General features: G+C 43.7%; 19 protein-coding genes and 3 pseudogenes. 4 read left to right on the top strand and 18 right to left on the bottom strand.

Annotated elements, in window-relative coordinates; translation table 11 throughout:
* Positions 1-96 precede the first annotated feature (96 nt).
* From CLOSA_RS14415 to CLOSA_RS14455, 9 genes and pseudogenes are all read right to left on the bottom strand, one after another.
* Positions 97-975 carry an ROK family protein gene (locus CLOSA_RS14415; RefSeq protein WP_013273498.1) on the bottom strand — a complete coding sequence of 293 codons (879 nt, stop codon included), beginning with the start codon at positions 973-975 and terminating at the stop codon, positions 97-99.
* A 17-nt stretch (positions 976-992) separates the two neighbouring features.
* A complete protein-coding gene (locus CLOSA_RS14420) occupies positions 993-1,925 on the bottom strand; it encodes a type I phosphomannose isomerase catalytic subunit (protein ID WP_013273499.1) in 933 nt (310 codons plus the stop codon).
* Positions 1,926-2,073: 148 nt separating this feature from the next.
* Positions 2,074-2,868 (bottom strand): carbohydrate-binding protein, encoded by a 795-nt coding sequence (locus tag CLOSA_RS14425; RefSeq protein WP_013273500.1) that lies wholly within the window; start codon positions 2,866-2,868, stop codon positions 2,074-2,076.
* 2 nt (positions 2,869-2,870) lie between these two features.
* Positions 2,871-3,572, bottom strand: a complete 702-nt coding sequence (locus CLOSA_RS14430; protein WP_013273501.1) for a GntR family transcriptional regulator — start codon at positions 3,570-3,572, stop codon at positions 2,871-2,873.
* Positions 3,573-3,704: 132 nt separating this feature from the next.
* Positions 3,705-4,517, bottom strand: coding sequence for a gluconate 5-dehydrogenase (locus CLOSA_RS14435; RefSeq protein WP_013273502.1), 813 nt, complete (start codon positions 4,515-4,517; stop codon positions 3,705-3,707).
* A 432-nt stretch (positions 4,518-4,949) separates the two neighbouring features.
* Positions 4,950-5,401 (bottom strand): annotated as a pseudogene (gene tnpA / locus CLOSA_RS14440) (IS200/IS605 family transposase).
* Between the two features lie 255 nt (positions 5,402-5,656).
* On the bottom strand, positions 5,657-7,729 hold the full coding sequence (locus CLOSA_RS14445) for a ribonucleoside triphosphate reductase (protein ID WP_013273503.1): 2,073 nt from the start codon (positions 7,727-7,729) through the stop codon (positions 5,657-5,659).
* A gap of 22 nt (positions 7,730-7,751) precedes the next feature.
* A complete protein-coding gene (locus tag CLOSA_RS14450) occupies positions 7,752-9,716 on the bottom strand; it encodes a cell division protein FtsA (protein ID WP_013273504.1) in 1,965 nt (654 codons plus the stop codon).
* Between the two features lie 153 nt (positions 9,717-9,869).
* A pseudogene (locus tag CLOSA_RS14455) lies at positions 9,870-10,391 on the bottom strand (manganese catalase family protein); the annotation flags it as partial.
* A gap of 100 nt (positions 10,392-10,491) precedes the next feature.
* Here CLOSA_RS14455 and CLOSA_RS14460 point away from each other — a divergent pair.
* Positions 10,492-11,151, top strand: a complete 660-nt coding sequence (locus CLOSA_RS14460) for a DUF3298 and DUF4163 domain-containing protein (RefSeq protein ID WP_013273505.1) — start codon at positions 10,492-10,494, stop codon at positions 11,149-11,151.
* 102 nt (positions 11,152-11,253) lie between these two features.
* Here the strand turns inward: CLOSA_RS14460 and CLOSA_RS22985 are convergent, their stop codons facing one another.
* Complete coding sequence (locus CLOSA_RS22985) at positions 11,254-11,412, bottom strand: hypothetical protein (RefSeq protein ID WP_013273506.1); 159 nt, start codon at positions 11,410-11,412, stop codon at positions 11,254-11,256.
* A gap of 90 nt (positions 11,413-11,502) precedes the next feature.
* On the opposite strand from CLOSA_RS22985, the gene CLOSA_RS14465 reads away from it, so the two are divergent.
* Positions 11,503-12,960, top strand: a complete 1,458-nt coding sequence (locus CLOSA_RS14465) for a recombinase family protein (RefSeq protein WP_013273507.1) — start codon at positions 11,503-11,505, stop codon at positions 12,958-12,960.
* 51 nt (positions 12,961-13,011) lie between these two features.
* Here the strand turns inward: CLOSA_RS14465 and CLOSA_RS22215 are convergent.
* From CLOSA_RS22215 to CLOSA_RS14480, 4 genes and pseudogenes are all read right to left on the bottom strand, one after another.
* Positions 13,012-13,107 (bottom strand): annotated as a pseudogene (locus tag CLOSA_RS22215) (manganese catalase family protein); the annotation flags it as partial.
* Positions 13,107-13,373, bottom strand: a complete 267-nt coding sequence (locus CLOSA_RS14470) for a spore coat protein CotJB (protein WP_013273508.1) — start codon at positions 13,371-13,373, stop codon at positions 13,107-13,109. The pseudogene CLOSA_RS22215 and the gene CLOSA_RS14470, both read right to left, overlap by 1 nt.
* On the bottom strand, positions 13,373-14,293 hold the full coding sequence (locus CLOSA_RS23240) for a spore coat associated protein CotJA (RefSeq protein ID WP_013273509.1): 921 nt from the start codon (positions 14,291-14,293) through the stop codon (positions 13,373-13,375). The genes CLOSA_RS14470 and CLOSA_RS23240 overlap by 1 nt, the downstream gene beginning before the upstream one ends.
* A 39-nt stretch (positions 14,294-14,332) precedes the next feature.
* Complete coding sequence (locus CLOSA_RS14480) at positions 14,333-15,619, bottom strand: FAD-dependent oxidoreductase (protein WP_330362152.1); 1,287 nt, start codon at positions 15,617-15,619, stop codon at positions 14,333-14,335.
* Positions 15,620-15,838: 219 nt separating this feature from the next.
* On the opposite strand from CLOSA_RS14480, the gene CLOSA_RS14485 reads away from it, so the two are divergent.
* Positions 15,839-17,212 (top strand): GGDEF domain-containing phosphodiesterase, encoded by a 1,374-nt coding sequence (locus CLOSA_RS14485; protein ID WP_013273511.1) that lies wholly within the window; start codon positions 15,839-15,841, stop codon positions 17,210-17,212.
* 86 nt (positions 17,213-17,298) lie between these two features.
* Here CLOSA_RS14485 and CLOSA_RS14490 read toward each other — a convergent pair whose 3' ends face one another.
* Complete coding sequence (locus CLOSA_RS14490) at positions 17,299-17,745, bottom strand: CBS domain-containing protein (RefSeq protein ID WP_013273512.1); 447 nt, start codon at positions 17,743-17,745, stop codon at positions 17,299-17,301.
* Between the two features lie 202 nt (positions 17,746-17,947).
* A complete protein-coding gene (locus CLOSA_RS14495; protein WP_013273513.1) occupies positions 17,948-18,709 on the bottom strand; it encodes a M23 family metallopeptidase in 762 nt (253 codons plus the stop codon).
* A gap of 788 nt (positions 18,710-19,497) precedes the next feature.
* Here CLOSA_RS14495 and CLOSA_RS14500 point away from each other — a divergent pair.
* Positions 19,498-22,620: a 5'-nucleotidase C-terminal domain-containing protein gene (locus tag CLOSA_RS14500; protein ID WP_166431302.1), complete on the top strand. Its 3,123-nt coding sequence runs from the start codon at positions 19,498-19,500 to the stop codon at positions 22,618-22,620.
* A 263-nt stretch (positions 22,621-22,883) separates the two neighbouring features.
* On the opposite strand, the gene CLOSA_RS14505 is transcribed toward CLOSA_RS14500, so the two are convergent.
* The gene (locus CLOSA_RS14505; RefSeq protein ID WP_013273515.1) at positions 22,884-23,804 is read right to left on the bottom strand and encodes a SpoIID/LytB domain-containing protein; all 921 of its coding nucleotides are present in this window, start codon (positions 23,802-23,804) and stop codon (positions 22,884-22,886) included.
* Positions 23,805-23,937: 133 nt separating this feature from the next.
* On the bottom strand, positions 23,938-26,403 hold the full coding sequence (locus CLOSA_RS14510; protein WP_013273516.1) for a glycogen/starch/alpha-glucan phosphorylase: 2,466 nt from the start codon (positions 26,401-26,403) through the stop codon (positions 23,938-23,940).
* Positions 26,404-26,405: the final 2 nt, after the last annotated feature.

Here is a 26,405-nt window from a genome sequence, read left to right on the forward strand (position 1 = left end):
TCCTTATTTGTTACATAATTATTACATTTCTGTTACAAAGTGTATCATAACATACAGGAAATGGAATTTCACTAGGAGAAAATTGTCAATTTTCCTCTATTTTTCCAACTGGTACTCATTTACAGCCAATTTTAAGGCTCCCATAATGCCCTGATTATCATTTAAACTGGGAAGAACAATATAATGTTCCATGTCTTCAAGCTCTTTTGTTCTGATATATCCGGCCAACTGGCGCTTCACTTCTTCTCTTACCAAGGGCATCATATGTTCCTGATGCATCACGCCTCCCCCCAGAATAATGCGTTGGGGAGAAAGAACCATAATATAATCCACCAATGCCTGTGCAATATAATATGCCTCTAATTCCCATACTTCCTTCTGGCCGGCAAGCTCTATGCCCTTTTTTCCCCACCGTGCTTCTATGGCAGGACCGGAGGCAAGACCTTCCAGGCAGGTCCTGTGGTAAGGACATTTCCCCTCATAGCTGTCGTCCGGATGCTTAGACAGCAGCAAATGGCCTCCTTCCGGATGCAGCATGCCGTGAAGCAGCTTTCCATTGGCAATGATCCCGGCTCCAACTCCGGTGCCTATGGTGATGTACATGCTGTTTTCAAGACCTTTGGTGATCCCCCAGGTAGCCTCTCCCAAAGCAGAACCATTTACATCTGTGTCAAATCCAACCGGGACTAAAAGGGCTTCCTTCAGGACTCCCACTATGTTATAGTTGGCCCATGCAAGTTTTGGTGTGGTGGTGATGTAACCATAGGTTTCTGAGTTCCTGTTTAAATCAATAGGGCCGAAGCAGCCGATTCCCAGCGCTTCGATATCCTTATCCTTAAAGTATGCAATCAGCTTTGGCATGGTGATTTCCGGCGTTTCCGTAGGTATGGAAACCCGTTCAAAGATTTCCCCGTTTTCATCGCCTATGGCACAAACCATCTTTGTTCCGCCTGCCTCTAATGCTCCAAGTCTCATATCCTTTCGCCTCCTTTTTATTCTGGGTTGGAACAGATGACAGACATCTTTCCTTCCAATCTGCATTCTCCGCTTTTTGCCGGTATGATGAAATGCTGACCGGCTTCTAAAGGTATCCCGTTCACCGAGCCTTTTCCGCTTATGACGCTCACATTGGTAAAATATGTTCCAAATTCCTTTGTAAATACACCGTCAATATCATATTTATCCACGGAGTAAAACTGACTGGTCACCAAATGGGTGTGGACTGCACCAGGTACTTTCTCTGTTTCCGGATGGGTCTGTTCTTCTTCAAAAGGTGCCTTTATGTTGGCAATGCTCTCTTCCACATGCAGCTGCCTTGGTTTTCCATTGGACAAACGGTCATAATCATAGACCCGGTACGTAATATCGCTGCTCTGCTGGGTTTCAAATACCAGGGTTCCTCCCTTGATTGCATGAATACAGCCAGGATTGATCTGGAAAAAGTCCCCTTTTTTAATTGGAACGGTACGAATAAATTCCTTCCACCGGTGATCCCGTATCATGGATTCCATCTCTTCCCGATCCTTGGCATAGTGGCCGACCGCTATTTCAGTTCCCGGCTCACAGTCCAGAATATACCAGCACTCTGTTTTACCAAGAGAGCCGTTTTCGTGGATGTTCGCATAGCTGTCATCGGGATGGACCTGGATGCTTAGGTCATCTCTTGCATCAATGATCTTAACCAGAAGAGGGAACTGGTCTCCCGGATAATTCCCGAACAGCTCCGGTTCCTCTTTCCACAGGCTGCTAAGCTTTCTGCCGTCATATATTCCTCCCGCAATCTTACACTCCCCGTTCTTATGGGCACTGACTGCCCAGCATTCTCCGGTGGTTTCGCTTGGTATCTCATAGCCGAATACATCCCGAAGTCTGGTACCGCCCCAGATGGCCTCCATAAACACAGGCTCCAGAAACAAAAGTTCCATCTGTTTTCCTCCTTCTGTAGTGATTTATGCACTGCCTATATTTTACCTGAATATGGGAAAAAGGAAAAGAGGTATTTCTATTTTTTACAAAATAAAAAAGTGCCGGAATGTCCGTGATCCGGATTCATTCTGACACCTTTCTTTATTTTTATTGGGAATCTCTGCCATATATCTCAATCTGGGTAAGAGCCGGAAACGGGGAAGGATCATCAGCTTTTATGAGATCGCTTAATTTCACCCATGTGATATTCTTTCTTTCTATAGAAAACAGATGGGGTTTCACGCTCTTTTCCATTTCCACTCTCTCTTCCGTTCCGTCGGAAAACGTGAACCTTGCCTTTATCCACCAGTTATCATGAGGAAAATCTGCCCGTGTATAAAGAACAATCTGATTGAAATCAACCGGCCGTCCAAAATCAACCGTCATTTCCGCATCATCCTGACGGTTGATTCCCCAGGATTCATAGGGCCATGCACCATGGGATTCGTTGGCAAGAACGCCGTCAATGGCATTGCGCGCCGCAAACACAGCTTCCCCTCTGGTTTCCACATTGGCATAGGCATGAGGGAAGCAGCCCGTATCTCCGTGCTGGTCCATGACATTCTTTGCTAAATTCCGGTAAATGCCCGTTTCTTGGTCAAAGGCTTTCCGAATGGTCAGATAGTGACGCTCTCCGGTAAAAGCCTGGGGATTATAGGAAATTTTTTTCTCCCCAAAGGGTATGGTATATACGATTTCCTCTTTTGTCAGATAGACAAAGGACTCATCCATGCAGTCATCAATCCGCACCACATAATGGGCGCAGGGGGTATCCGTAGTGAAAACAATCACATCCCCTTCCTCATATTCCCCTTCCAATACCAGGACTGCCTGATCCTCACTCAATACGGAGGCCTTTATTCCGCCATTTTGGTTTTTTACAGCTATTGATACATTCGCCATGATCAATCCTCCTGCTCTTCCTGTTCAAAATAATCTTTATATTCTACTTCTATCTGATATTTCATTCTCTTCATGCTGTAATACAGATGTTCTTTCAGAGACCGCTCCAGGCCCTGAATATCCTTTTTCTCCAGCAGTTCGAAAAGCTCTGTATGCTCTCTGATGATTCTGGTAAAATCTGTTTCAGTTACAAAATCAAGCATACGGAATCTGGTGTAGTGTAACTGTTGGGCCTGTATCATATCCCAAAGCTTCTGCTTTCCGGTGGCCTGATACCATATGGCGTGCATTTGGGCATCCATACGGTAAAACTGCTCCGGTTCAAACCCTTTTTCCAGAATCAGAGCCTGCTGCTTGCGGATCATATACCGGATTTCCTCCATCCAGAGAGGAGTGGCCATTTTCATAAAATCCCGCATGACCATGGTTTCCACAGCAACGCGCATGTATATCATCTGTTTGATATTATCAAGATTCAAAAGCGTTACCTGTGTACCGGAATATGGCACCGAATTGACAAAGCCCTGTTCCTGAAGCCGTCTTACCGATTCTCTTACCGGGGTCCGGGATACGCCGAACCGTTCACAGATTTCATTTTCGCTGATGATCTGTCCGGGCTTTAACTCCAGGTCCAGAATCTCCTGCTTTAAGGTTTCAAACACAAGTTCGCCTCGGTTTTTATAGGTTTTGGTTTTTCCTTCCATAGAACCCTCTCCGTCCTCTATAGACCTGTTAAAAAATATGCCATGACCTCCGCTTGGAAAGCAGACATCATGGTCATATTTTTAGCATCAGGACCGGCCTGGAAAATGCCTGCCTGAATATAAATCTTCCTGTTACTGTGGCTGTTTGCCGATGTAAGCTAAAATACCGCCGTCTACATACAGAATATGTCCGTTTACAAAGTTGGAAGCGTCAGAGGAAAGGAACACGGCCGGGCCTGCCAGATCCTCCGCCTCTCCCCAGCGTCCTGCCGGTGTCTTGGCAATGATAAACTGGTCAAAGGGGTGTCTGGAGCCATCAGGCTGAGTCTCACGAAGAGGTGCGGTCTGCGGGGTTGCAATGTATCCAGGTCCAATGCCGTTGCACTGAATGTTAAATTCACCGTACTCAGATGCAATGTTCTTGGTCAGCATCTTAAGTCCGCCCTTTGCTGCTGCATATGCAGAAACTGTCTCACGTCCAAGCTCGGACATCATAGAGCAGATGTTGATGATCTTTCCGTGACCTTTTTTGATCATGGACGGGATCACTGCCTTGGCTACGATAAACGGAGCGTTTAGATCAACGTCAATTACCTGTCTGAACTGCTCGGCAGTCATATCGCACATGGGAATGCGCTTGATAATGCCCGCATTGTTTACCAGGATGTCGATCACGCCGACCTCATTCTCAATTTGAGCTACCATGGAATTTACGCCCTCTTCGTTGGTCACGTCACATACGTAACCATGGGCTTCTATTCCTTCTTCTTTATAGGCGGCAATTCCTTTATCCACCAATTCCTGCTTAATATCATTAAAAACGATGGTTGCACCTGCTGCTGCAAGAGCCTTAGCTATGGCAAATCCAATGCCATAGGAAGCGCCTGTGACTAATGCAACTTTTCCGTCAAGGGAAAACTGGTTTGCTAAGTAATCCTTATTCATGATTCAATCTCTCCTTTACTAATTTTTTTGGGGTCAGTTATCTCATGATTCTTGTGTTTTGAAATGTATTCAAACCATTAAATTTGTATACAAATCCAACACCTTGTATATATGCTAACATATCCCATTTCTTTTTTCAATGTACATAATTAACAAACAATGCTGTTTTTATTTATCTAAAATTCTCCAAGTGATGGTCCTTTGTCCGGAACCGGTCTGTCCCGCCCTTTTATCATCTAAAAATGCACTCGGGGTTCTCATTCGTCCGGTTCTTTGACCGGGGAGTCAAGACCACCCGTAAAACGGGTGGCTTGTGAAAAGGGTATAACCCTTTGATACTAGGCCAGCGTCTCAAGGCGCTGGCTTTCACTTCGTTCAAGCCACTATGCTTTTGACTCGTCGCCGCCCCTGAAGGGGCCTTTGTAATACCGACTAACCCTTAAAAGGGTCCTCGTATTCTTTTACACTTAGTTTATCTTGCATAATATCCGCTTTTTCCTGCTCCTGTATATATTTTCGGATGGTGTCCTCATTTAGTCCTACTGTGCTTACATAGTATCCTTCCGACCAAAAATGTCGGTTTCCGAATTTATACTTTAGGTTTGCGTGGCGATCAAACATCATAAGGGCGGATTTGCCTTTTAGATAACCCATAAAACTGGATATGCTAATTTTAGGCGGAATACTTACCAGCATATGTACATGATCCGGCATAATATGGCCTTCTAAGATTTGGACCCCCTTATAATTACATAGTTGCTTCAAGACTTCTCTCAAATCTTCCTTGTATTATAAATTACTTTTCGTCTATACTTAGGTGTGAAGACGATATGATATTTGCACATCCATTTCGTGTGTGCCAGTTCATTGGCTTTCTTCGCCATTGAAATCACCTTTCCTTTCTCTAATAGTGGCTTGGACACCTCTATTATAATCGGAAAGGTGATTTTTTGTATAACTTACTGACTCGCACCCGCATAGCGGGTGGTTTATTATTTCACATGGATTCATTTCTCTTAAAGAGAAACTCACCCATGTTCAACAGGCTAAAGCCCATAATCAAAAATCCCGGTTTCCGCAAGGAAAACCGGGATTTTGGTGTTTCAATCCTGTTTCTGTAGTATGTCAGTCTTCCGGTATCACACCTCCAAAGACATCATTTTTCTGTTTTTGAATTCCTGTATTTTTCCCTCATTCCAGTCATGGACGGGCCGGTAATATCCTGCAATCCTGCTGTATACGTCTGTCTGCTTCCCGCATATTGGACAATTCTCCTGACTCCCTGAAAGATACCCGCAGCTATGGCAGATGGAATACACCGGTGTGAATGTCATATACGGAAAGCCGTAATTTTCCGTCATCATTTTCAAAGAGTCACGGACCCTTCTCCAGTCCTTTTCTTCCTGTTCTATGTATACGGAGAAAACAGTGCCCGCCGTATAAAGAGGCTGGACCGCATTCTGATTATCCAAAGCCTCTGATAGTGTTCCTTCAAAATCGGAGGAGAGCTTGGTGCTGTTGGTATAATAAGGGACATCCCCTTGTTTTCCTCCTGTCCTGATGTCCGGGAACTCCTTTTTATCAATCATTGCCAGACGATAGGCGGCTGATTCCGCAGGAGTCGCCTCCAGGCAGTACAGGCTTTGATACTCCAGCTGATATCCAATCAGTTTTTTCTTTAGGTGGTTCAGCACATCCGCCGCAAAATCCCTGGTCCGTCGAGAATCCATTCCAGCCTTCAGCCAGGAAGCATTAAGCCCTGCCTCGTTCATTCCAATGATGCCGATGGAAGAAAAGTGGTTTTCCAGTGTTTCCAGATAACAGGCCGTATAAGGATACAGCCCATTTTTTAACAGCCTGCCGATCACATCCCGTTTGATCTTCAAGGATCTGGCAGCAATATCCGTCACCTGATCCAGACGTTTATAAAAATCCGCTTCATCCGAAGATAAATATCCGATCCGGGGAAGATTAATGGTCACCACCCCAATGGATCCGGTATTTTCCCCATAACCAAAGTATCCTCCTGCCTTTCTCCGAAGCTTTGTAAGATCGGGAGTAATGCCTTCATAGGAGATCCGTACATCCCCTGTCACCGGACCTCCTTTGATATAATTGGAAAAATATGGGGTACCATAATGGGAAGCAAGGGAAAACAACAGGCGGTTATTCTCTGTATCCGACCAGTCAAAATCTTCAGACAGACCATAGACTGGAATGGGATACTGGAATCCCATTCCCCCTGCATCTCCTGCCATCATGGTCTCTAAAAAAGCGCGGTTTACCATATTCATCTCTGCCTGACAATCCCCATAGGTAAAGTCCATCCGCCTGCCTCCCACAATGGCCTTTTCAGTCTTCATATCCTTCGGAACTGTTAAATCCAGGGAAATATGAGAAAACGGAGCCTGGGTTCCCCACCGGCTGGGCGTGTTTACCCCGAACACAAAAGCCTCCATGCATTTCTTAACCTTGTCATAGGAAAGGCCATCGGCCCTTACGAAAGGCGCCAGATATGTGTCAAAGGATGAGAAGGACTGGGAAGCGGCCCATTCGTTCTGCATGATCCCCAGAAAATTAACCATCTGGTTGCACAGGGTCGCCAGATGCTTTGCAGGAGAGGCCGTAATCTTTCCTGTAATTCCTCCAAGTCCGTCCAGGAGAAGCCTTTTTAAGGACCAGCCGCAGCTATATCCCGTCAGCATGGACAGGTCATGGATATGGATGTCGCCCCGGTTATAAGCATCTGCGATCTCTTTGTCGTATATTTCAGAAAGCCAGTAATTTGCCGTCACAGCCCCGGAATTGTTAAGGATCAGTCCTCCAACGGAATAGGTCACCGTAGAATTCTCCTTTACATGCCAATCCTCTACTTTTACGTAATTATCCACCACATCCTTATAATCCAAAGTGGTGCCTCCCAGGCTCCTGATCTTCGCCCTCTGCTTCCGGTAAAGGATGTATGCCTTTGCCACATCCGTATATCCCGTCTCCTCCAGAACCTTTTCTACACTGTCCTGGATCTCCTCTACTGCCACCCGGTCTTCCTTTACCTTATCCTTAAAATCAGAAGCCACTCTCAAGGCCAGCAGTTCCACAATGCTGTCCGTATAATATTTTCCGGTTGCAGTAAATGCTTTTTTCATGGCTTCTTTCACCTTAGACAAATCAAAGCCGGCTTCCGCTCCATCCCTTTTTATTACCTTCAACATGTCCGTCCTTCTCCTTTAAAACCTATTTGACCTGGTAGATCATGATGCTGTCCCTGCTATGTAATTCCTGCTGGAAATATCCGCTTTCCCCATTGACTTCCAATATCACCTGTCCGGTTACGTTTTTAAAATCCAGTCCGGAATATTCCAGCATGTCCATAAGATAATAAGGCTGGTGATCCGGTTTTAAAGGCAGCGTCAGAGGATTGTTATTTAAAAAAAATGTAATTTTCCCTTTGCTTATGCGGCTGTCAGCACCCTTGCCATTGCCGGCCTGGGGTATTGGACCAGTGCCTGATAATACCGGATTAACAGGATCCGGAACTGTTTCCTTTGGTTCCTTTTCACCATCCTTTTGTACCGGCTCTTCCTCTGATTCATCCGCTGGATCTTCAATTTCAATAGCATCACCGGATTTTAACGGTATATCCTCCCTAACCGCCTCGCCGTTTACCAGGACTTTTCTCCCCTTGCCTATCTCCGTTACTTGAGAAAGCATGGCTGATGCACTCTTTCCATGGCTGGCAGGTATGAACACGATCCAGTCTTCTGTATTTACCGGATCAGAAAGCTGGGCTTCTTCTCCATTAAGCTTTAAGACAGACGGCTCCGCCTTTTCTCCATAAAAGACTGTCCTCTTCCCATTGACACTCACCACCAGGTTCTGGCCGGAACGTCCGATCATATCCTGGTAATTGTAGCCATTCATCATAAGAACATCCATTACCGTAAAGCTGCCGCTTCGGAACAGTTTTGCCGGCTTGTCATTTAAAATGACACGGAAACTGTCATTGACAATGTTAAAGCCTGCGGATATGACAATTCCAAGAGGGGTAGCATATTCCGGATTTTCAAGGTCATATTCATCGGAAAATGCGTTTATTTTAAAATTATTGCCCGCAATGGCTACCCGCTTGGGATCAATTTTCAAATGCTCTACGATTCCCTCCTTCAAGCCGGAGAGCCGGCTTCCTCCCCCAGCCAGGAATACCGCTGACGGCATACCTCCGTTTACCTCCAGGATCTTTGCGGATATCTCCTCGCAAAGCCTGGAGGATGCCTCCTTAATGCACTGAAAGATGGAATCCCTGGTGATGGTTTGTTCAAATCCCAGAATATCAGAAAAATGAAGCTCTTCTGCTTCATCAATCTCTGATTTGATTTTCTCTGCAGTATCAAAATCCACCAAGTATTCCTTCATAATAGATTCTGTAATCTCATCTCCCGCGAGAATCGCCATAGTATAGCCGGTAACAGACCCATCCCGGCATACCGCAATATCTGAGGTTCCTGCGCCAATATCAACCATAGCCAGGTTTAACAGGCGGATATTCTGGGGAATTGCCGCATTGATGGCTGCAATCGGCTCCAGGGTCAGGCTCGCCACCTCCAGACCGATTTTGTGCATGGCTGCATAAAGACTTTCCACCACCTCTGTTGGAAGGAAGGTGGCAATGATATCGGCCTTTAAGACCCTTCCGTGATGGTCAATCAGATTGGAGATCATATAGTTATCCAGATAGTATCGGCTTACTGTATAGCCTACCAGGTAGAACTGCCGGTCTGATTCCCTGCCCTCTCTGTTCATGAATAATTTTTCTGCTTCGCTGATCGCACCTGCTTCCAGACGGCTGACTGATTCTGCATCGATTTTCTGCGGCCTGGAAAGCTCCATTTCATACGTAACGCTCTCCGTCCGCAGCGCTCTTCCTGCAGCCGCTACACAGACTTTATTAAGCCTGCATCCCAGCTTTTTCTCCAGCCTGTCCTTGACCTGGCCTGCGATTTTTGCAACCTGGTCAATATCCTCGATCTGGCCGTCAATCATCGCCCGTTTCGTGTGCTCGGCTCTCTCTATGGCAACGATATGAATTCTTTCCCCATCAGGCATTCCCACCATGCCGATGATGCTCCGGGTACCAATATCCAAAGCAAAAACAGCCTGATCCGGAAGCGTGTCCGTCAAAATACTATGTCTGTTATCCATAAATAATGCCCCATTCCCTTGTATATTTGTTTATTATTCTACTAGTATAAGAAGCCTCCGTCAATCGAATAAAAGAAACTTTTGCGGAAAAAGCTCGTAAATTGTCAAAGAAAAACAGACTGCAGCTTAAGAATATGCTGCAGCCTGTTTTTATCAGCATTGATTTCTAATATCAAAGCTTGGATTGAATGCGTAGAAATTCCTGCTGTCCAGATTATCCTGAACAACTCTTAAGGCTTCCCCGAATCTCTGGAAATGAACTACTTCCCTCTCTCTCAAAAAGCGGATTGGATCACAGATTTCAGGATCGGTTATTACACGAAGAATGTTATCGTAAGTACTCCTGGCCTTTTGCTCTGCTGCCATATCCTCTACCAGATCAGTGATGGGATCTCCCTTTGACTGAAATTCACAGGCATTAAACGGGATTCCTCCTGCTGCCTGAGGCCAGATGCCTGTGGTATGGTCAATGTAGTAGGGACCAAAGCCGGAATCCACGACCTGATCCGGAGTTAAGTTTCTGGTCAGCTGGTGAACGATGGTTGCTACTATTTCTAAGTGGGCAAGTTCTTCTGTCCCGATATCCGTCAAAAGTCCTTTACATTCCTTATAGGGCATGGCATAACGCTGAGAGAGATAGCGCATGGAAGCTGCCATTTCTCCGTCTGGTCCCCCTTATGCCAAAAACAGATAAACAGAGCTTGCGGCTCCCCTGCGCTCATAATTCATTCCTTTTCCCCATATATTATAAAAACATTTCTTTTCAGAGGCCCTTATGCAGACAATCTCTCAAAGAACGCTGACCGATATTATGCGCTATCATGGGATCACTGTTTTCATCTATACAATCCATTATCCTTTTTTTGCCACCGCATGTGATCCTGCAGCCGCCCAGAGCATTAATATGTTCTATGAACTGCAAGCCAGGCAGACAGAGGCTTACTGCCGCAATGAGCTGTATGCCCAGGCCGTAGATCAGGTAAAATACGCACGGAAAAACCAGTTCCCCTTTCATAACTATGAATTCATATCGGTTTATAAAGTTACATACAATGAGGATTGCGTCACCAGCCTCTACACCGATCAATACTCCTACCTGGGTGGCGCCCATGGAAATACAATCCGGGATTCCCAGACCTGGGACTTCAGTACCGGCAAACAGATAAGACTCCCTGATTTTTTCCCAAACAATCCGAAATTTACAGACTTTATTTTTACAGGAATCCAGCAGCAGATAGAAGAACAGATAAAAACAGACTCAGCCGAATATTTTGATGATTTTCCATCACTTATTCGTGGTAATTTTAATTTGAATGGATTTTATGTCCATCCCAATGGGATTGTCATCTATTATCAGCAGTATGATATTGCTCCCTATGTAAGGGGAATTCCGGAATTCTTCTTTCCTTTTCAAGACTGTTCTTTCAATACCTGACCTTGATCTGTCTCCTGGCCGGTTCCCTGGTTCTTTGGTTCCGGCCGGGCATAAGTTCATACTTATTCTATGGTAGAATGTCCGGCCATCCGCCCTCAAGTATCAGCCAGAAGCCGTCAATCTTCGAAATCCCATAGATTCCATCATGTTATCCTGAAGCATCAAAGCAATTTCTTTACGCTTTTCCTCTGGCAAAGTATCCATAAGAACATCTTTCCCTTTCATTTCTATGTAATTTTTTATAATTGGTTTTTTGTTCATATTTTCGCCCCCTTCCTTGTAAAATGTATGTGACACGGATTGTACTTGTTTCCTGATATTTCCCAGGAGTACAGGAAAGAGGGGTTGGTATTGAACAGAAATAAAACAATGGAAATTGGAGCAGCTTACGTTCGCGTAAGCACAAATGACCAGACAGAGCTTTCTCCTGATGCCCAGTTAAGAGAAATTAAAAAAGCAGCAAAAGCAGACGGGATCCTGATCCCGGAAGAATTTATATTTATAGAAGAAAAAGGAGTCAGCGGACGCAGGGCGGACAACCGGAAGCAGTTTCAGAAAATGATCTCCATTGCCAAGTCCCAGCCTTCTCCCTTTCAGTATCTCTACCTCTGGAAGTTTTCCCGGTTTGCGAGAAACCAGGAAGAGAGCATGTTTTATAAAGGCGTTCTCAGAAAAAAATGCGGGGTGACCATCAAAAGCGTATCCGAACCCATTATGGAAGGCATGTTCGGCCGTCTGATAGAAAGCATCATCGAATGGTTTGATGAATACTATTCCATCAATTTATCCGGTGAGGTTACCAGAGGCATGACAGAAAAAGCCTTAAAAGAAGGATACCAGGCTTCTCCCTGCCTGGGATACCGGGCGGTTGGTGAGGGAAAGCCCTTTCTAATAGACGAGAATGAATATAAGATCGTGGAATACATCCACCAGTCCTACCATAACGGAATGGATTTATCGGCTATTGCAAGAAATGCAAATTTACAGGGATTTCTCACAAAAAGAGGAAACCGGTTTGACCGCAGGGCCGTTGAACGCATATTAAAAAACAGGTTTTATGACGGGATGGTCATCTGGAAAGACATCTCCTTTCACGGACAGCATGAAACCAGGCAGACTGTAACATCAGTGTTTAAAGACAATCAGAACCGCCTGCAAAGGGAATACAGGCCCAGGAACCGCCGGGAAGTGTCCAACTGCAGGCATTGGGCGTCCGGTCTCTTGAAATGCGGATACTGCGGAGCAAGTCTGGTATTTAATAAAGCCCCGGATACAGGCCGTCATCCCAGCTGTTTCCAGTGCTGGCGTTACGCCAAAGGACTTCATGAGGAATCCTGCAGCATAACTGCCAGAAAAACAGAAGATCTTATTATGGAATCTCTTCGCAATGCTCTTTCCATGGAAGAGATAACGTACGGCTATGTACCAAAGCCTGTTATCCTAACGATGGGGGAAGAAGAACACATACAGGCGGCCCTGTCAAGGATCAGCCGCAAAAAACAGCGGATAAAGGAAGCTTATGAAAATGGAATTGATACACTGGAAGAGTATCACGCAGGTAAAACACGGCTGGAAAAGGAGCAGGAAGAGCTTAGGAACCGCTTGATGGATTTGAATCGCTGCCCCGCCCGGGATAAGACGGCTGATAAGCTGCTGCTGGCAGACAGGATCCGGAATGTCTGTGACATTCTTTCCGATCCTGAGGTGAGTTATGAGATGAAAGGAAATGCTTTAAGAAGTGTGGTAAAGAAAATTGTTTATGATAAACAGGAAGGAACGATGAAATTTTTCTATTACATCTCCCGGTGACCGGCATGAAATAATGTCTGCCTTATGGACTGATCATAGGTGATTGTCATATGGTCCGCCATACTGGCTCATAATGAACATAGCAGCCTTGGGATTAGGAGTGGTAATATTGACCGGATACTGTAATCTCTTTTCATACCTCCACATTAACCGCACACTCCTTCCCAGGGCCATGGATCTTCTATCCAGGTCCAGTAATTTTCATCCATTACTCCATCAGCCATAAGAGGACCGCACTGCTCTTCATAGGCCTGCATTGCCTGTAAACGCATGTTCACTACATAAAAGTAATAGTTCAAAGCTTCCTGATCATCTGGATGGGTGTCAAGATACAAAACCACATCATCCATTGCAAAGCTGGCTTCATACACCTGCCTTAACAGCATATCGCAATTAGCATTAGAACTCATCATCACCGGCACCCCCCCATAATAAATGGTTTATTCAAATCCGGGAAGATTGTACCAACGTCTATGGCCACCTCTACCGAGTATACCTGCTGCCACCTTTGCCATGGCACATAAGTCATCCCCACCGGGAACAGATCGATATTTTCAGCAGGAGAAGGCCGGCCCGGACATCTGACCGGGGCTTTGTATGCGGGCATTTCCGGACATTTCACAGGCATCGCTTCTTTTACTTTTTCCGGACATTTCACCGGCATTGGACAAACGGGCATTTCGGGACACTTCATTGTCATGGATTCCCTAACTTTTTCCGGGCACTTCGGGGGCATTGGGCACATGGGCATTTCCGGACACTTCATTGTCATGGATTCCCTAACCTTTTCCGGGCACTTCGGGGGCATTGGGCACATGGGCATTTCCGGACACTTCATTGTCATGGATTCCCTAATCTTTTCCGGGCATTTCGGGGGCATTGGGCACATGGGCATTTCCGGACACTTCATTGTCACGGCTTCCTTAACCTTTTCCGGGCACTTCGGGGGCATTGGGCACATGGGCATTTCCGGACATTTCATTGTCACGGCTTCCTTAACCTTTTCCGGGCACTTCGGGGGCATTGGGCATACCGGCATTTCCGGGCAAATCATGCAAACGGGCGCGGTTTCCGATTCCCCCTTTGTGTCTGAACACTTGGTTTTTTTAGGTGGCATCCACGGACAAGGACCTGCGGACATTCCCTGCTGTCGCATAAGTATGGGGGATGCCGCAGTGTCTGCGGATTTTGCCGGACCTGAGCCAAGGGGCATGTCGGGACGGATCACCGTACCAGGGCTGGCAGACATATCAAGCCCCATAGCCGTTTCCCATCCGGTTGAGCCGGTGCCGGTCTTATATCCGGGACACCATTGCTTCGTATAACAATCCATAGGATGTGTGACTCCTTTCGCTATTGAAAGTTTCTAATATCAATCTATGAAAGGAATACTCTGTTGTGCAGGGCCTGCTGATATTTTTCCATTAATTTCGAAAGAAGATCCGTGGCAGGGGCACTCCCAGCGCTTATCGTAACGGTTCCATACCAGACGGCAGCCCATATGGGGACAATTTACGGCTCCGGGTATGGTTCCGGCTGAAAGTCCTTTCACTGATTCCAGACCGTGGGAAGCCAGAGTGCCGGCAGCTGCCTTCAGATGATGCCTTTGAGGAGAAAAAACTCCGTCATAGGGCGTCTTTCTTCCTGTTATCTGAGCACTCAATATTTTAGCCGCCGCCATGGAGGAGCTCATCCCCCATTTCCCAAAGCCTGTGGCAACATACCAGTCCGGTCTTAAGGACGAAAACGGTCCGATATAGGGGATACTATCCAGTGTCATACAGTCCTGAGCCGTCCACCTTCTGATTTCCCTTGCCTCTGGAAACAGATGACCACCCGCACGTTTTATAGTGGAAAAGGGACTATCCTTGGGGGCTTTCCCTGTCCTGTGGCTCCCATATCCTAAAAGAAGTTTATCGCCCACATTCCGGAAGGAGTATGCTCTTTCATCAATTCCAAGATACATGCCATGCAAAGACTCCACCGGCTCAAACTCCATAACATAGCTTTTTTCCTGATACATTTTCGCAAAATAAAATCCAGGCATATTAACAAAGGGATAATGTGAGGCAAACACTACTTTTTCAGCCTTTATCACGCCTTTGTCCGTTACAACGTCATGCCCCTGAACCTTAATGACCTTTGTCCGCTCAAAAATCGTAAGCTCTGCAGAAATATCTCTTAAAAATTCCAGAGGATGAAACTGGGCCTGTCCGGTAAAACGGACCGCACCATGTACCGGAAAGGGAAGTCCGGTCTGCCTGACGAAGGAAGCAGGCAGTCCAAGCCTGGCTGCACACTCTGCTTCTCTTAAAAGCACCTCCGACTCCTGCACAGAATACAAATAGGCGTCCATTGGTTCGTAATGGCAGTGTATGGAATAACGTTTAATCAGCTTTCCATACTCTTCTACTGCCATCTGGTTTGCCTTTCCATACAGCCTTGCCGTTTCCTCCCCGACTGTTCGCACCAGCTTGTCGTAGATCAGGTTGTGCTGGGACGTAATTTTTGCCGTTGTATATCCCGTCTGTCCGCTTCCGATACGGTTAGCCTCCACCACCACCACATGCAGCCCGTGCCTTTGCAGATAAAAAGCCGTGAGAATTCCTGCCAATCCTGCTCCAATTACTACAACCTCTGTCCGTTTGTTTCCCGGCAAAGGATTCCTTCCTGGTATTACGGATGATTCAGTCCAGACTGATTTCATTTTCTTCACCTCATTCTTTATGTTAAAATACCAAAAAATTCTTACCATGTCCTTATTATTCTCCCAATTTTCAGATTAATGCCTGTTATCTCTCTTCCAATTATTTCTTGATTTCCCCCTGCTTTTATACTACAATAAAATCAAACAGCCGATGAACAGGAGGTAATCCATATGAGTTGGTTTCAAAAAAAAACAGCTCCGGCCCTGCAAACTGAACGAAACGTGCAGGCTGTGGAAAAAACAGCTACAGAAAGCATTCCGGATCGGGATGCCTGTTTAAAACATTTAAGCCGGGCATTGGATTCCGGCGAGCGGGGCGCTGTATTAAAGCTTCATATTGAGAACTTTAAACGTCTGAACCAGGTATTTGGTTATGAGTATTGTGAAAACCTTCTGGAACAGATCCTTACATATTTAAAAGAGATGACTGGAAAAAATGTCTATCATTATATCGGTGTGGAATATATCCTCATACTGGACAAATATTCCCAGGGACAGACGTTGGAACTAGCTGAAGAAATCGCAGGAAGATTTGACCGCGTCTGGAAAGTCAGCGGCACAGACTGTTTATGCTCCGCACAAATGGGCATTTGCTCCTACCCAGGACATGCCGGCTCTCCGGACCAGATGTTAAAGTGCCTGGACCTGGCAGTTATAAAAGCGGAAGAAGGCGGCCCCAATCAGGCGGTGGTCTTTGACAGCGCCCTGCAAAAGCAGCTGCAGCGGCGGCAGACCATTGCCCTTTATCTGAGGACAGCCCTGGAAAAAGAAGAGGTGGAAGTCCGTTACCGCCCTACTCTTTCTACTGATACAGGAATTTTTACCCGTGCCGAGCTTTATATGCGCATCTTTATAAAAGGGCTTGGGCTGGTGGGAGCCAGCGAATTCTTACCTGTAGCAGAAGATTCGGGACAGATCCGGGCGATTGAATACTATGCCCTGGAAAAAACGGCACAGTGCATTGCAGGATTGACAGAAGCAGGAAATACCTTTGAATCCATTGCCCTTCCTATATCTCCCATCCTTTTTTTGCAGGAAGATTTCCTCGACGAAGTGGGCCGTATCATACATGCATACCACATTCCAAAAGGGAAGCTTGCTCTGGAAATCCAGGAAAGTGCCCTTACCATGGCTTATTTAAACATCAATGTAACCCTTCAGCAGCTTCAGGAAATGGGCGTGGAGATCATTCTCAATGAATTCGGTTCCGGTCATTCCGGCATCTCCTCAATCCTGGAGCTGCCAATGGATACCTTAAAGCTTGAACGCCTGTTTGTGTGGCAGCTTGAAACAAATCCAAGATCCCGGTATGTGATTGAAGGACTGGTCCGGATGGCAAGAGATCTTAACATAACCATCATTGCCGAAGGAGTGGAAACAGAGAATCAGGTGAAAATTCTGACAGAAGCCGGCTGTAATTATCAGCAGGGATTTTATTATTCACCTACTTTGGAAAAAGATATCCTGTTAAAGATTCTCGGTACGTCCTTATCAGAATCCAGTCAACTCTTAACAGAAGAAAAGGAAAAAATGAGCCGTTTCTAAAACAAAAAGCAAAACAGATTATAAATTTCTATAATCAAAAAAAGCATCTTCTGCCATCACGGGCGAAAATGCTTTTTTTTATTTTTTTAGTTCATAGCCGAAGCCTGGCAGTCTGCTGCCGGCTTCAGTACCTCCAGGGACTTATTATAGAAATAACGGATGACATCCTTGCGGGTGATGATCCCGATAAAATTCTTCTGATCATCAACCACCGGCACAAAATTCTGGTTCAATGCCTTATCAATCAGGTCTTCCATATTGGAATCCGCATACACCGGACGGTTGTCAGATCTTCTGTCAATAGCAGCAACCGTTACCTGCTCCGCTTCCTTTAAGCTGAGATTGAATTTGTTCTTAATCCCCCAAAGCATGTCTCCTTCGGTGATAGTCCCTACATATTTGCCCCTCCTGTTGATAACAGGTACGGCTGAGTATTTGTGATACTCCATCTTCTCAAGCGCCTGGCGCAGAGATTCATCTTCAAAAATATAAGCCACTTCATTTTTAGGCGTTAAAAAAAACAGTATGTTCATAGCCACACTCCCCGTTGATTCTCGCAAAGACAATCAACTAAAATCAGGTTCCCTGATTTAAGCGACTGCTCACGGCATCAAATACTCCACCGTTTACTGTGGGGTATTTGACTGATCGGTTATAGTATAGCAGATGACTCTTAATCACATATGAACATTTTATTATTTTTTTATAACTTTTTCCTGAGAATTCCTTTAGGGCTTACTGCATATGATCCAGGGGATCAATGGCCTTATCATTATAAGTTAATTCAAAGAATACGTTGGAGCCTTCCACGGAATAATACTTGGTAGGCTCGGCCACATAGCCTAAGACCTGACCTTCCTTCACATATTCATTTTCCACAACCTGCACTTCCTTTAACTGGCCGCAGATTGCCGTATAATTGTTGCCCATATTTAAGACAACGTAGCTTCCAATTTCTTCATTGGAGCCGATTTCCTGCACCTTTGCATTGGCGGGTGCCACAACCGGAGTGCTTACATCACCCTGGATCACAAGCCCTGGATTGCATTTGTATTGATCCAGAGTTGGGAAGTAGATGGTGGACTCCATGCTGTAGTCCAAGATGACATTTCCGCGTATGGGCCATGTCATTCTGCTGGCGTCATTAAAATCAAGCACCAGAGACTTTGCCGCATTTTTATCTGTTCCGGCCTTTACTGCAGGCTCTTTTGTTTCCTGCTCTGCAGTCGCTTTGTTGGAATCAGCCGCCTGCATTTCCTCTTCCATATTCTGCGTTGCATTGGAATCTCCAGCAACTGCCACTTGTGTTTCCTGGGGGATAGATTCTTCTACAATCATATTGCTCTGATCCGGTACTTGCAGATAAGGGCTTTCTCCTCCACCATTTCCTCTTTGAACGGTAATGACTCCTGCTGCAGCTACTATAGTCAGCAGGCCTAGAACCAACAGGACAAGGAATACTTTATCCTTGAACAATTGACTTATTTTCTCCTTCACGTTTATCACCTCGATAATATTCTTACCAAGAGTGAAAGAGTTATTCAGAAATTAAAAGAAAAATTTTCAAATATATTGGCCTAATACTGTACACCCTGTAACTACGGCATTTCGTTCTGTTTTTATCCAATAAATTTCAATATTCCACCTGATGTCACAGTGTAGTCATTGATTTCATGTGCCTGAAATTTGTTTCTACTATTGTCAACTAAATTGTCCACTGTTTTTTCGCTTCTTATACTGACATAATATGTGTCCAGTGTAACTGAAGAATTATTTTTGTGTCCTGCCAACGCCGCCACATCTGGTAATGGCATACCACTGTTAAGTAACTTTGTAACGATTGTCTTCTTAATTTATGCGGTGTGCGATTTCGCTTGCTTCCGTAAGCTGCAAGCGGTCCTCTTCCGCAAGCGAATTTTAATCCAGTGCTTGCTAGGAAAATTCACTATGTAAGGCTTTCCTCGATTCCTTCTTCGACCTTTTTACCTGCCGAAGCTAATTTCATCTTGCGAAGTTTATCAGCTCCTTTTCCTTTGCTAATGTATTGCACTCTTGAGCATGAATCGCCTTTAGCCGCATAGCGACTTCTTTCATCTTATTACGAGGTATATAAATAATTCCGGAATGGATTTGAGCATCTCAAGGCATTTATCACAAATAAATGGGTGCACTCCAGTCAGGTCTTATATACGATGCACGAAAATATCTTATGATATATTACATATTTTGGTCAATTTGAGAGATTATAAATGATAATAATAAATCAAAGGAAAGGAATGATAACCATGGACTCAAACATCCTAAAATGGATTGATAATTATGAGATAGATAATTCTTCAAAAATGTCATCCTCTATTTTATTTAAAGATACATTATATTGTTTTTGCAGATATATGGGTAATTTGAAATACTTTTACAGCAAAGATGGAATTCATTGGACAAAGTCAGCTTTAGGAACTTATACTGACTTAACATCCACATCAATTGTCTTTAACGATAAATTGTATTTTTTTCACCCAGGAGACGTTTATGGCATATCAAGTCTTTGGTATACCATCAGTCCAGATGGAATTAACTGGAGTCAGGATAAAAAAATAGAGCAGGTAGAAATAATATGGAAACTAGCCGCATCAGTTTTCAATGGCAGGTTATATTTGTTTTTCAATAAATATTTATCAGAAAATGAGCTGTGGTATACTTCAAGCTCAGATGGTTTAAATTGGGAAGTTCCAAGAATTATCAAAAGCAACCTGACCTCGCCAACAACATCATTAATATTTAATAATACAATGTATTGTTTCTACTCTAATCAAACAGGTTTTAGCTGCTGTTATAGTACGGATGGTACCAATTGGGCAGAGAGACAAATTAAGGAAAGCTCAGCACAAATAAAAAAGGCCATTATTTTTAACAATATTTTATATTTATTTTATGAAAAATACACTGATAATATCAGTAAACTTTTTTACATCACCAGTAAAGACGGTATTAACTGGGATTCGGAAGAAATAATAAGTGAAAATTTTCAGTATTCTTTTTCTTTTGATATGACCGTATTTCAAAATAGAATTTACTGTTTTAAAGACATTAATACAGTATTATATTGTACCACTTTAGAAACCGTGGAGCGTCCATTTAATGTAGTTGAAAATGTCGATGAATATACCCTAAATAACGAATTGGATCATCTAAAGGATAACATATTTGCATATTTTCCTCTAAAAAATGATTGTATTGATTACAGTGCAACAAAAATGGAAACAAAAAGCTCCCCCTATGTAAAATATACGCCTGGTAGATTGCAGAACGGAAATGCGGCAGATTTTACAGCAGATCAATCTTTTATTCGCATAATTATGCCGCAATATTATTATGTCACCGATTATGCTATCAGCTGCTGGATAAATATAAGCCGGAGTATGTCTAAAACTATCGGAACGATCATAGGTGATTTGCTAATTGATATGAACAACGGTCATCTAACGCTTAATTTTAACTACTGCGATAAAGACAAAGTTAAAAAGGCCATTTTTCAATCGAAAAAAAGCTTATCAATCGATACATGGTATCATATCATCATTACCTATAACCATCCTACCAAAAAGTTGGTATTTTATATCGATGGCGAAATAGATAGTGTTCATGACCTCTCTATGATTTTGTCTGACAATATGTCAATTATACTTCCGATCACAGAAACAATCGGAGGAAACGCATTTAAAGGTTATATAAGTGATGTTATTATTTTCACCTCTTATCTAAATCCGCTTGCAGCAAAATTTTTATTATCATTTATTACTGATGAAAATTATACGAATATCATTGGTAAGAAACGATTTGCTCTTTTTACAATTTTAATTTTTGCTTTAGTTGCAGAAGTTATTGTTTCGGTTATTATGTATAGTCAATTACCAGATGATCCGGTTATTCCACCCTCAACTATTACACCTATTGATATTATAGGTATATCAGACTTACATGGTCGGCTTGAATCAACGGATGATAAACCTGTAACAGCTGTAATGGCTGCGAGTATTAAAAAAATCTATTCCGAAAATCCTAATCGTAGCCTGGTTCTTGGAGTTGGGGATTTATATACGGGAACTCCTTTGTCTCTTTATAACTATGGTGAGATCGTTATGCAAGCAATGAATTCCATAAAAATGGAAGCAACTGCATTAGGAAATCATGAATTTGACTGGGGACTTACTAATATTATAAATAAAAGGGCAGGGGAACAATACTATCTGTGTGCAAACTTATTAACAAAAAGCGGGGAAACAATTCAGAATATAGTTCCTTATAAAATAGTTGAAAAAGATGGCATAAAAATTGCTATCATAGGCGCCATTACCCAACGGCTAATAGAACTAATGCCCCAAGTAAAAAATGATTATAAAGTAGATAAAATAGCCATTAACGTAAATAATTGTGCTAAGCTTGCAAAAACAAATGGTGCAAACATCGTAATTGCCGTTATACACGAGGGGACAAAGGATAAGTTAGTAGGTGATTTGATCACAACACTTACCGAACTGGAAAATGTAGATTTTGTTTTAGGCGGTCATTCTCATAATGAAATGATTATAACTCCTTTAAGTTCTGTAAAGCGTGCCTTTATTTCAGAGGAGAATGGTAAATCTTTTATTCATTTAAGGATATTATACGATAAAAAGAACAAATCTATTTTTGATCATAACGGCTATCTATTTAAAAACAAATATTATGATCCATCATCTCAAAGTGATGCAGAAGTTAAAAGGATTGTGTCAAATGGAAGACAAAAGCCCGAAGTATCTAAATACTATTCCCCATATTTGTCAAATTGTATTACAGAATTATTGATACCAAAACATTCGCCTGCATTGGAGTCGACTGCTGGTGATTTTGTAACTGATTTGATAAGAACTTATGACCATCAAACGATAGATTTTGCATTTTATAATAATGGAGGTCTCAGGGATAATATTCCTACGGGAAATGTATGCAAAGCGAATATTTATTATTTAGTGCCATTCAACAATTATGTGATGGAGGGAGAAATAACAAAAGATTCAATAAAAATTGCATTGGAGTTTGCAGCAAGTTTTAATCATTTAGACGAAATAAAGAAATATGGACTTCAGATATCCGGTTTAAAAGTCAAATATGATTTTTCCAAGCCAATCGGTCAAAGAGTAATTAAGTTAAGCGATCTAAATAATTATGAATTAAAACCAAATATACTTTATAAAGTACGAATCATTGATTATTTATATTATGGAGGTGATAATTATAATTTTAATATTATAAATGCAAGACAATTATCTGGTGATAATATATGCGATATAATAAGTGATAATATACCGTCTAAAATTAATGTCCAAATTGATAATAGAATAACTTTTACTAATTTTTCCAACTTATAAAGAGATAATTAATCAGGTCCATCCATTTTAAGGGGTGGACCTAAATCAGATTCTACAGTAATGGCATTTCTAAATACGAAGACGTGTTTGTATCTGGAAGTGAAAGGAACAGAAGGATGCCACCAATCCAATAAAACTCCTATGTATGGAAAATAACTGAGTATAAAACTGTTACTCCTATGTATGGAAAATAACTGAGTATAAAACTGTTTTTGAGGTCGTCAAGTAAAACTCCTTTTAACTCTCTCAAAAATGATTTGTAGTTATTCAGAAATTAAAACAATATTTTTATAAAAATTAGGGAGAATTTGTTCCGCCGTCCATCCTTCCTCTGCTTCGCATTTGGCCCCATACTGGCTCATGCCGTATCCGTGCCCGATCCCCTGGCAGATCACCCGGATTCCCCCTTCATATTCCTCAAATCCATAAGCTGAGGATGGAAGTCCAAGGGCACGCTGGATCTCTTCTCCCGTATAGACCCTTGTGCCTATCTGGATCTGGCCCACATAACCGCCCTCATCCCGCAGAATGATCTGAATGCTTCCTGGAACCTGATCCGCCTTTACAGGCACGTCCCCGGAGATCTGATTGATCTTTTCCGCAAAATCCTCCTTTTTGTAAGATATTACGGTAAGAAAGCCTTCCACTTCTACATCCCTGGGGCAGGCAACCGGCTGTAAATAGGAATGGTTTTCATCCCCGGTTCTGGTCTTACCAGTACTGGCCCGATGGAACAAGGGATCAATCAGCTTACCGTCATACATCATGACCATTTTAGACGTGGACCGGACCGCTTCCTCTACCGCCTGATAGCTGGCCACAAAGGCTTCGCTTCCCCACAGTTTTTCCATCTGACGCTCCTCCAGATACTCCATGTGAAGCTCTGATTCCTTCACTTCATTCTGCCCGTTCATTTTTCCGTATATGTATGTCCTTGCAATGATTGCCTGGGCCCTCAATGCCTCTTTCCCATAGTCGGCCGGCATCTGCTTTGCCACCACGCCAGGCAGGTATTCTTCCACATCCATATAAGATTCCCCATTTTTCCGGTCCAGGATGATCTTCTTTCCGCTGGAGATGATAGGGATCTCTTTCCTCTCCTCTATTTTTCCCGTCCATGCAAGAGTGATTATATATGGAAACAACAGTGCAAGAATACACGCCATAACCGTCTTTTTTATCATTCTGAATCACCGTCCTTACTTTTTTTGCTGCTCACGGGTTTGCTTCCCTGACTGAAACCCTTATTCCAGAAAACCCTTGTTCAATATATGCAAAAAAACGTCCCGGAATCACTTCCGGAACGTTTTTACAAATCTATGCCTCTTCCTCCAGCTCCACCTTCACCTTTTCCAGGTGCCAGATGTCCTTTACATATTCCTCAATGGTACGGTCTGAGGTAAATTTGCCGCTGGAGGCCACATTTAAAATAGCTGCTTTTGCCCACCATGCTTCATCCCGGTACGCCTGATCCACCCGGCGCTGGGCTTCTGCATAAGATGGTAAATCCCTTAATATAAAGTAAGTATCCGCCCGGTCACTGCTCTTGGTATTTAATAAGGAGTTATAAATATCCCGGAACAGCTCCGGATCCTGGGGAGAATAATAGCCGTTAATAAGCTGCATCAGTACCCTGCGGATCTCAAAGTTGTTGTTGAAGATTTCCATCGGATTATACCCGCCCTCGTTTTCGTAACGGATCACCTCATCGGAAGACATGCCAAAGATAAAGGCATTCTCTGCTCCCACTTCCTCTACAATTTCCACATTGGCTCCATCCATGGTTCCCAGGGTCAGAGCGCCGTTTAACATAAATTTCATATTTCCCGTACCAGAGGCCTCCTTGCTGGCCGTGGATATCTGTTCGCTGACATCTGCCGCTGCAAAAATGATTTCCGCATTGGATACCTTGTAATCCTCAATGAAAACCACCTTAATCTTGCCTCCTATGCTTCTGTCATTATTAATAACATCAGCCACCGCATTGATCAGTTTAATGGTCAGCTTTGCACGCTTATATCCTGCCGCTGCCTTTGCACCAAACAAAAAGGTTCTGGGCACCATGTCAAGGTTAGGGTTATCCTTCAGTTGATTGTACAAATACATCACGTGCAGGATGTTCATTAACTGCCGCTTATATTCATGGAGACGCTTTACCTGCACATCAAACATGGATCTGGGATCCAGCTCAATGCCGTTATGCTCTTTCACATAGTCTGCCAGACGTACCTTATTCTGGTATTTAATGTCCATAAATTCCTGTCTGCACCTGGGATCTTCTGCATAAATTGCCAGACGGTGTATATGGGGCAGATTGGTGATCCAGTCGCTGCCGATCTTTTTCGTAACCCATTGGGCTAATAGCGGATTTCCATGAAGAAGGAATCGTCTCTGGGTGATGCCATTGGTCTTGTTGTTGAATTTTTCCGGCATCATCTGATAGAAATCTTTTAATTCCTGATTTTTTAAAATCTCTGTGTGAAGCCTGGCAACGCCGTTTACGGAAAAGCCTCCTAAAATTGCCAGATTGGCCATGCGGACCTGACCATCGTAAACGATGGACATTTTGCGCAGCTTATCCTGGTTGCCCGGGTACATTTCCGTGATTTTTTGCTGAAATCTCCGGTTAATTTCTTCCACAATCTGGTAGATTCTGGGAAGCAGCCTGGAAAACAGCTCAATCGGCCACTTTTCCAATGCCTCTGACATAATGGTATGGTTCGTATAGGCACAGGTTTTGGTGGTGATCTCCCATGCTTCATCCCAGCTTAAGCCGTAATCATCAAGTAGGATTCGCATAAGCTCCGGGACTGCTACGGTTGGATGAGTGTCATTTAGCTGGAATACTGTTTTTTCGTAGAATTTATGTATGTCGTCATGCTTTTCCATGTACTTCATAACCGCTCTCTGTACGCTTGCGGAAATAAAGAAGTACTGCTGTTTCAAACGGAGCTCTTTTCCTGCATAGTGGTTGTCATTGGGATAAAGGACCTCTACAATGGTTTTAGCCAGGTTTTCCTGTTCCACAGCCTTCTGGTAGTCTCCTCTGTCAAAGGAATCCAGGCTGAAGGTATTGATTGCCTGGGCATCCCAGATCCTTAAGGTATTCACCACATTGTTTCCATATCCCACGATGGGCATATCGTAGGGAACAGCAAGGACGGACTGGTATCCTTCCTGAACAAACCGTTCCTTTCCATTTTCCCATACCGTATTCACATATCCGCCGAATTTAACCTCTGTGGCATATTCTGCACGGCGAAGCTCAAAGGGATAACCGTTCTTCAGCCAGTCGTCAGGCACTTCTAACTGATATCCGCCTTCAATTTTCTGTTTGAACATGCCGTAGCGGTAACGGATTCCGCATCCATAAGCCGGATAGCCAAGGGTTGCCAGGGAATCCAGGAAGCAGGCCGCAAGACGGCCCAGCCCCCCGTTTCCAAGAGCCGGGTCCGGCTCCTGGTCCTCGATGACGTTTAAGTCAAAGCCCAGTTCTTCAAGGATTTCCTTTACTTCCGGCTGAGCCATAATGCTTATAATGTTATTGCCAAGGGCACGGCCCATGAGGAATTCCATGGAAAGATAATACAGGGTCTTTACATCCTGCTTCTCGTACTCCTTATGGGTTGCGATCCATTCGTCTATGATAACATCCTTTACCGCATAGGCTACTGCCTGGTACATCTGTTCCGGAGTGGCTTCATCAACCGTCTTCCGGAACACATTCTTCATATTAAACAGAACACTTTTCTTAAAGGTCTCCTTATCAAATCCCATACTCATTC

The sequence above is a fragment of the [Clostridium] saccharolyticum WM1 genome (assembly GCF_000144625.1).
In the GTDB taxonomy this organism is placed as follows: Bacteria; Bacillota; Clostridia; order Lachnospirales; family Lachnospiraceae; genus Lacrimispora; species Lacrimispora saccharolytica.

Coding starts and splice junctions, on each gene's coding strand:
- CLOSA_RS14415 (WP_013273498.1), bottom strand. CDS start 975: ATGAGACTTGGAGCATTAGAGGCAGGCGGAACAAAGATGGTTTGTGCC.
- CLOSA_RS14420 (WP_013273499.1), bottom strand. CDS start 1,925: ATGGAACTTTTGTTTCTGGAGCCTGTGTTTATGGAGGCCATCTGGGGC.
- CLOSA_RS14425 (WP_013273500.1), bottom strand. CDS start 2,868: ATGGCGAATGTATCAATAGCTGTAAAAAACCAAAATGGCGGAATAAAG.
- CLOSA_RS14430 (WP_013273501.1), bottom strand. CDS start 3,572: ATGGAAGGAAAAACCAAAACCTATAAAAACCGAGGCGAACTTGTGTTT.
- CLOSA_RS14435 (WP_013273502.1), bottom strand. CDS start 4,517: ATGAATAAGGATTACTTAGCAAACCAGTTTTCCCTTGACGGAAAAGTT.
- CLOSA_RS14445 (WP_013273503.1), bottom strand. CDS start 7,729: ATGTTGAAGGTAATAAAAAGGGATGGAGCGGAAGCCGGCTTTGATTTG.
- CLOSA_RS14450 (WP_013273504.1), bottom strand. CDS start 9,716: ATGGATAACAGACATAGTATTTTGACGGACACGCTTCCGGATCAGGCT.
- CLOSA_RS14460 (WP_013273505.1), top strand. CDS start 10,492: ATGCAGACAATCTCTCAAAGAACGCTGACCGATATTATGCGCTATCAT.
- CLOSA_RS22985 (WP_013273506.1), bottom strand. CDS start 11,412: ATGAACAAAAAACCAATTATAAAAAATTACATAGAAATGAAAGGGAAA.
- CLOSA_RS14470 (WP_013273508.1), bottom strand. CDS start 13,373: ATGATGAGTTCTAATGCTAATTGCGATATGCTGTTAAGGCAGGTGTAT.
- CLOSA_RS23240 (WP_013273509.1), bottom strand. CDS start 14,293: ATGGATTGTTATACGAAGCAATGGTGTCCCGGATATAAGACCGGCACC.
- CLOSA_RS14485 (WP_013273511.1), top strand. CDS start 15,839: ATGAGTTGGTTTCAAAAAAAAACAGCTCCGGCCCTGCAAACTGAACGA.
- CLOSA_RS14490 (WP_013273512.1), bottom strand. CDS start 17,745: ATGAACATACTGTTTTTTTTAACGCCTAAAAATGAAGTGGCTTATATT.
- CLOSA_RS14500 (WP_166431302.1), top strand. CDS start 19,498: ATGGACTCAAACATCCTAAAATGGATTGATAATTATGAGATAGATAAT.
- CLOSA_RS14505 (WP_013273515.1), bottom strand. CDS start 23,804: ATGATAAAAAAGACGGTTATGGCGTGTATTCTTGCACTGTTGTTTCCA.
- CLOSA_RS14510 (WP_013273516.1), bottom strand. CDS start 26,403: ATGAGTATGGGATTTGATAAGGAGACCTTTAAGAAAAGTGTTCTGTTT.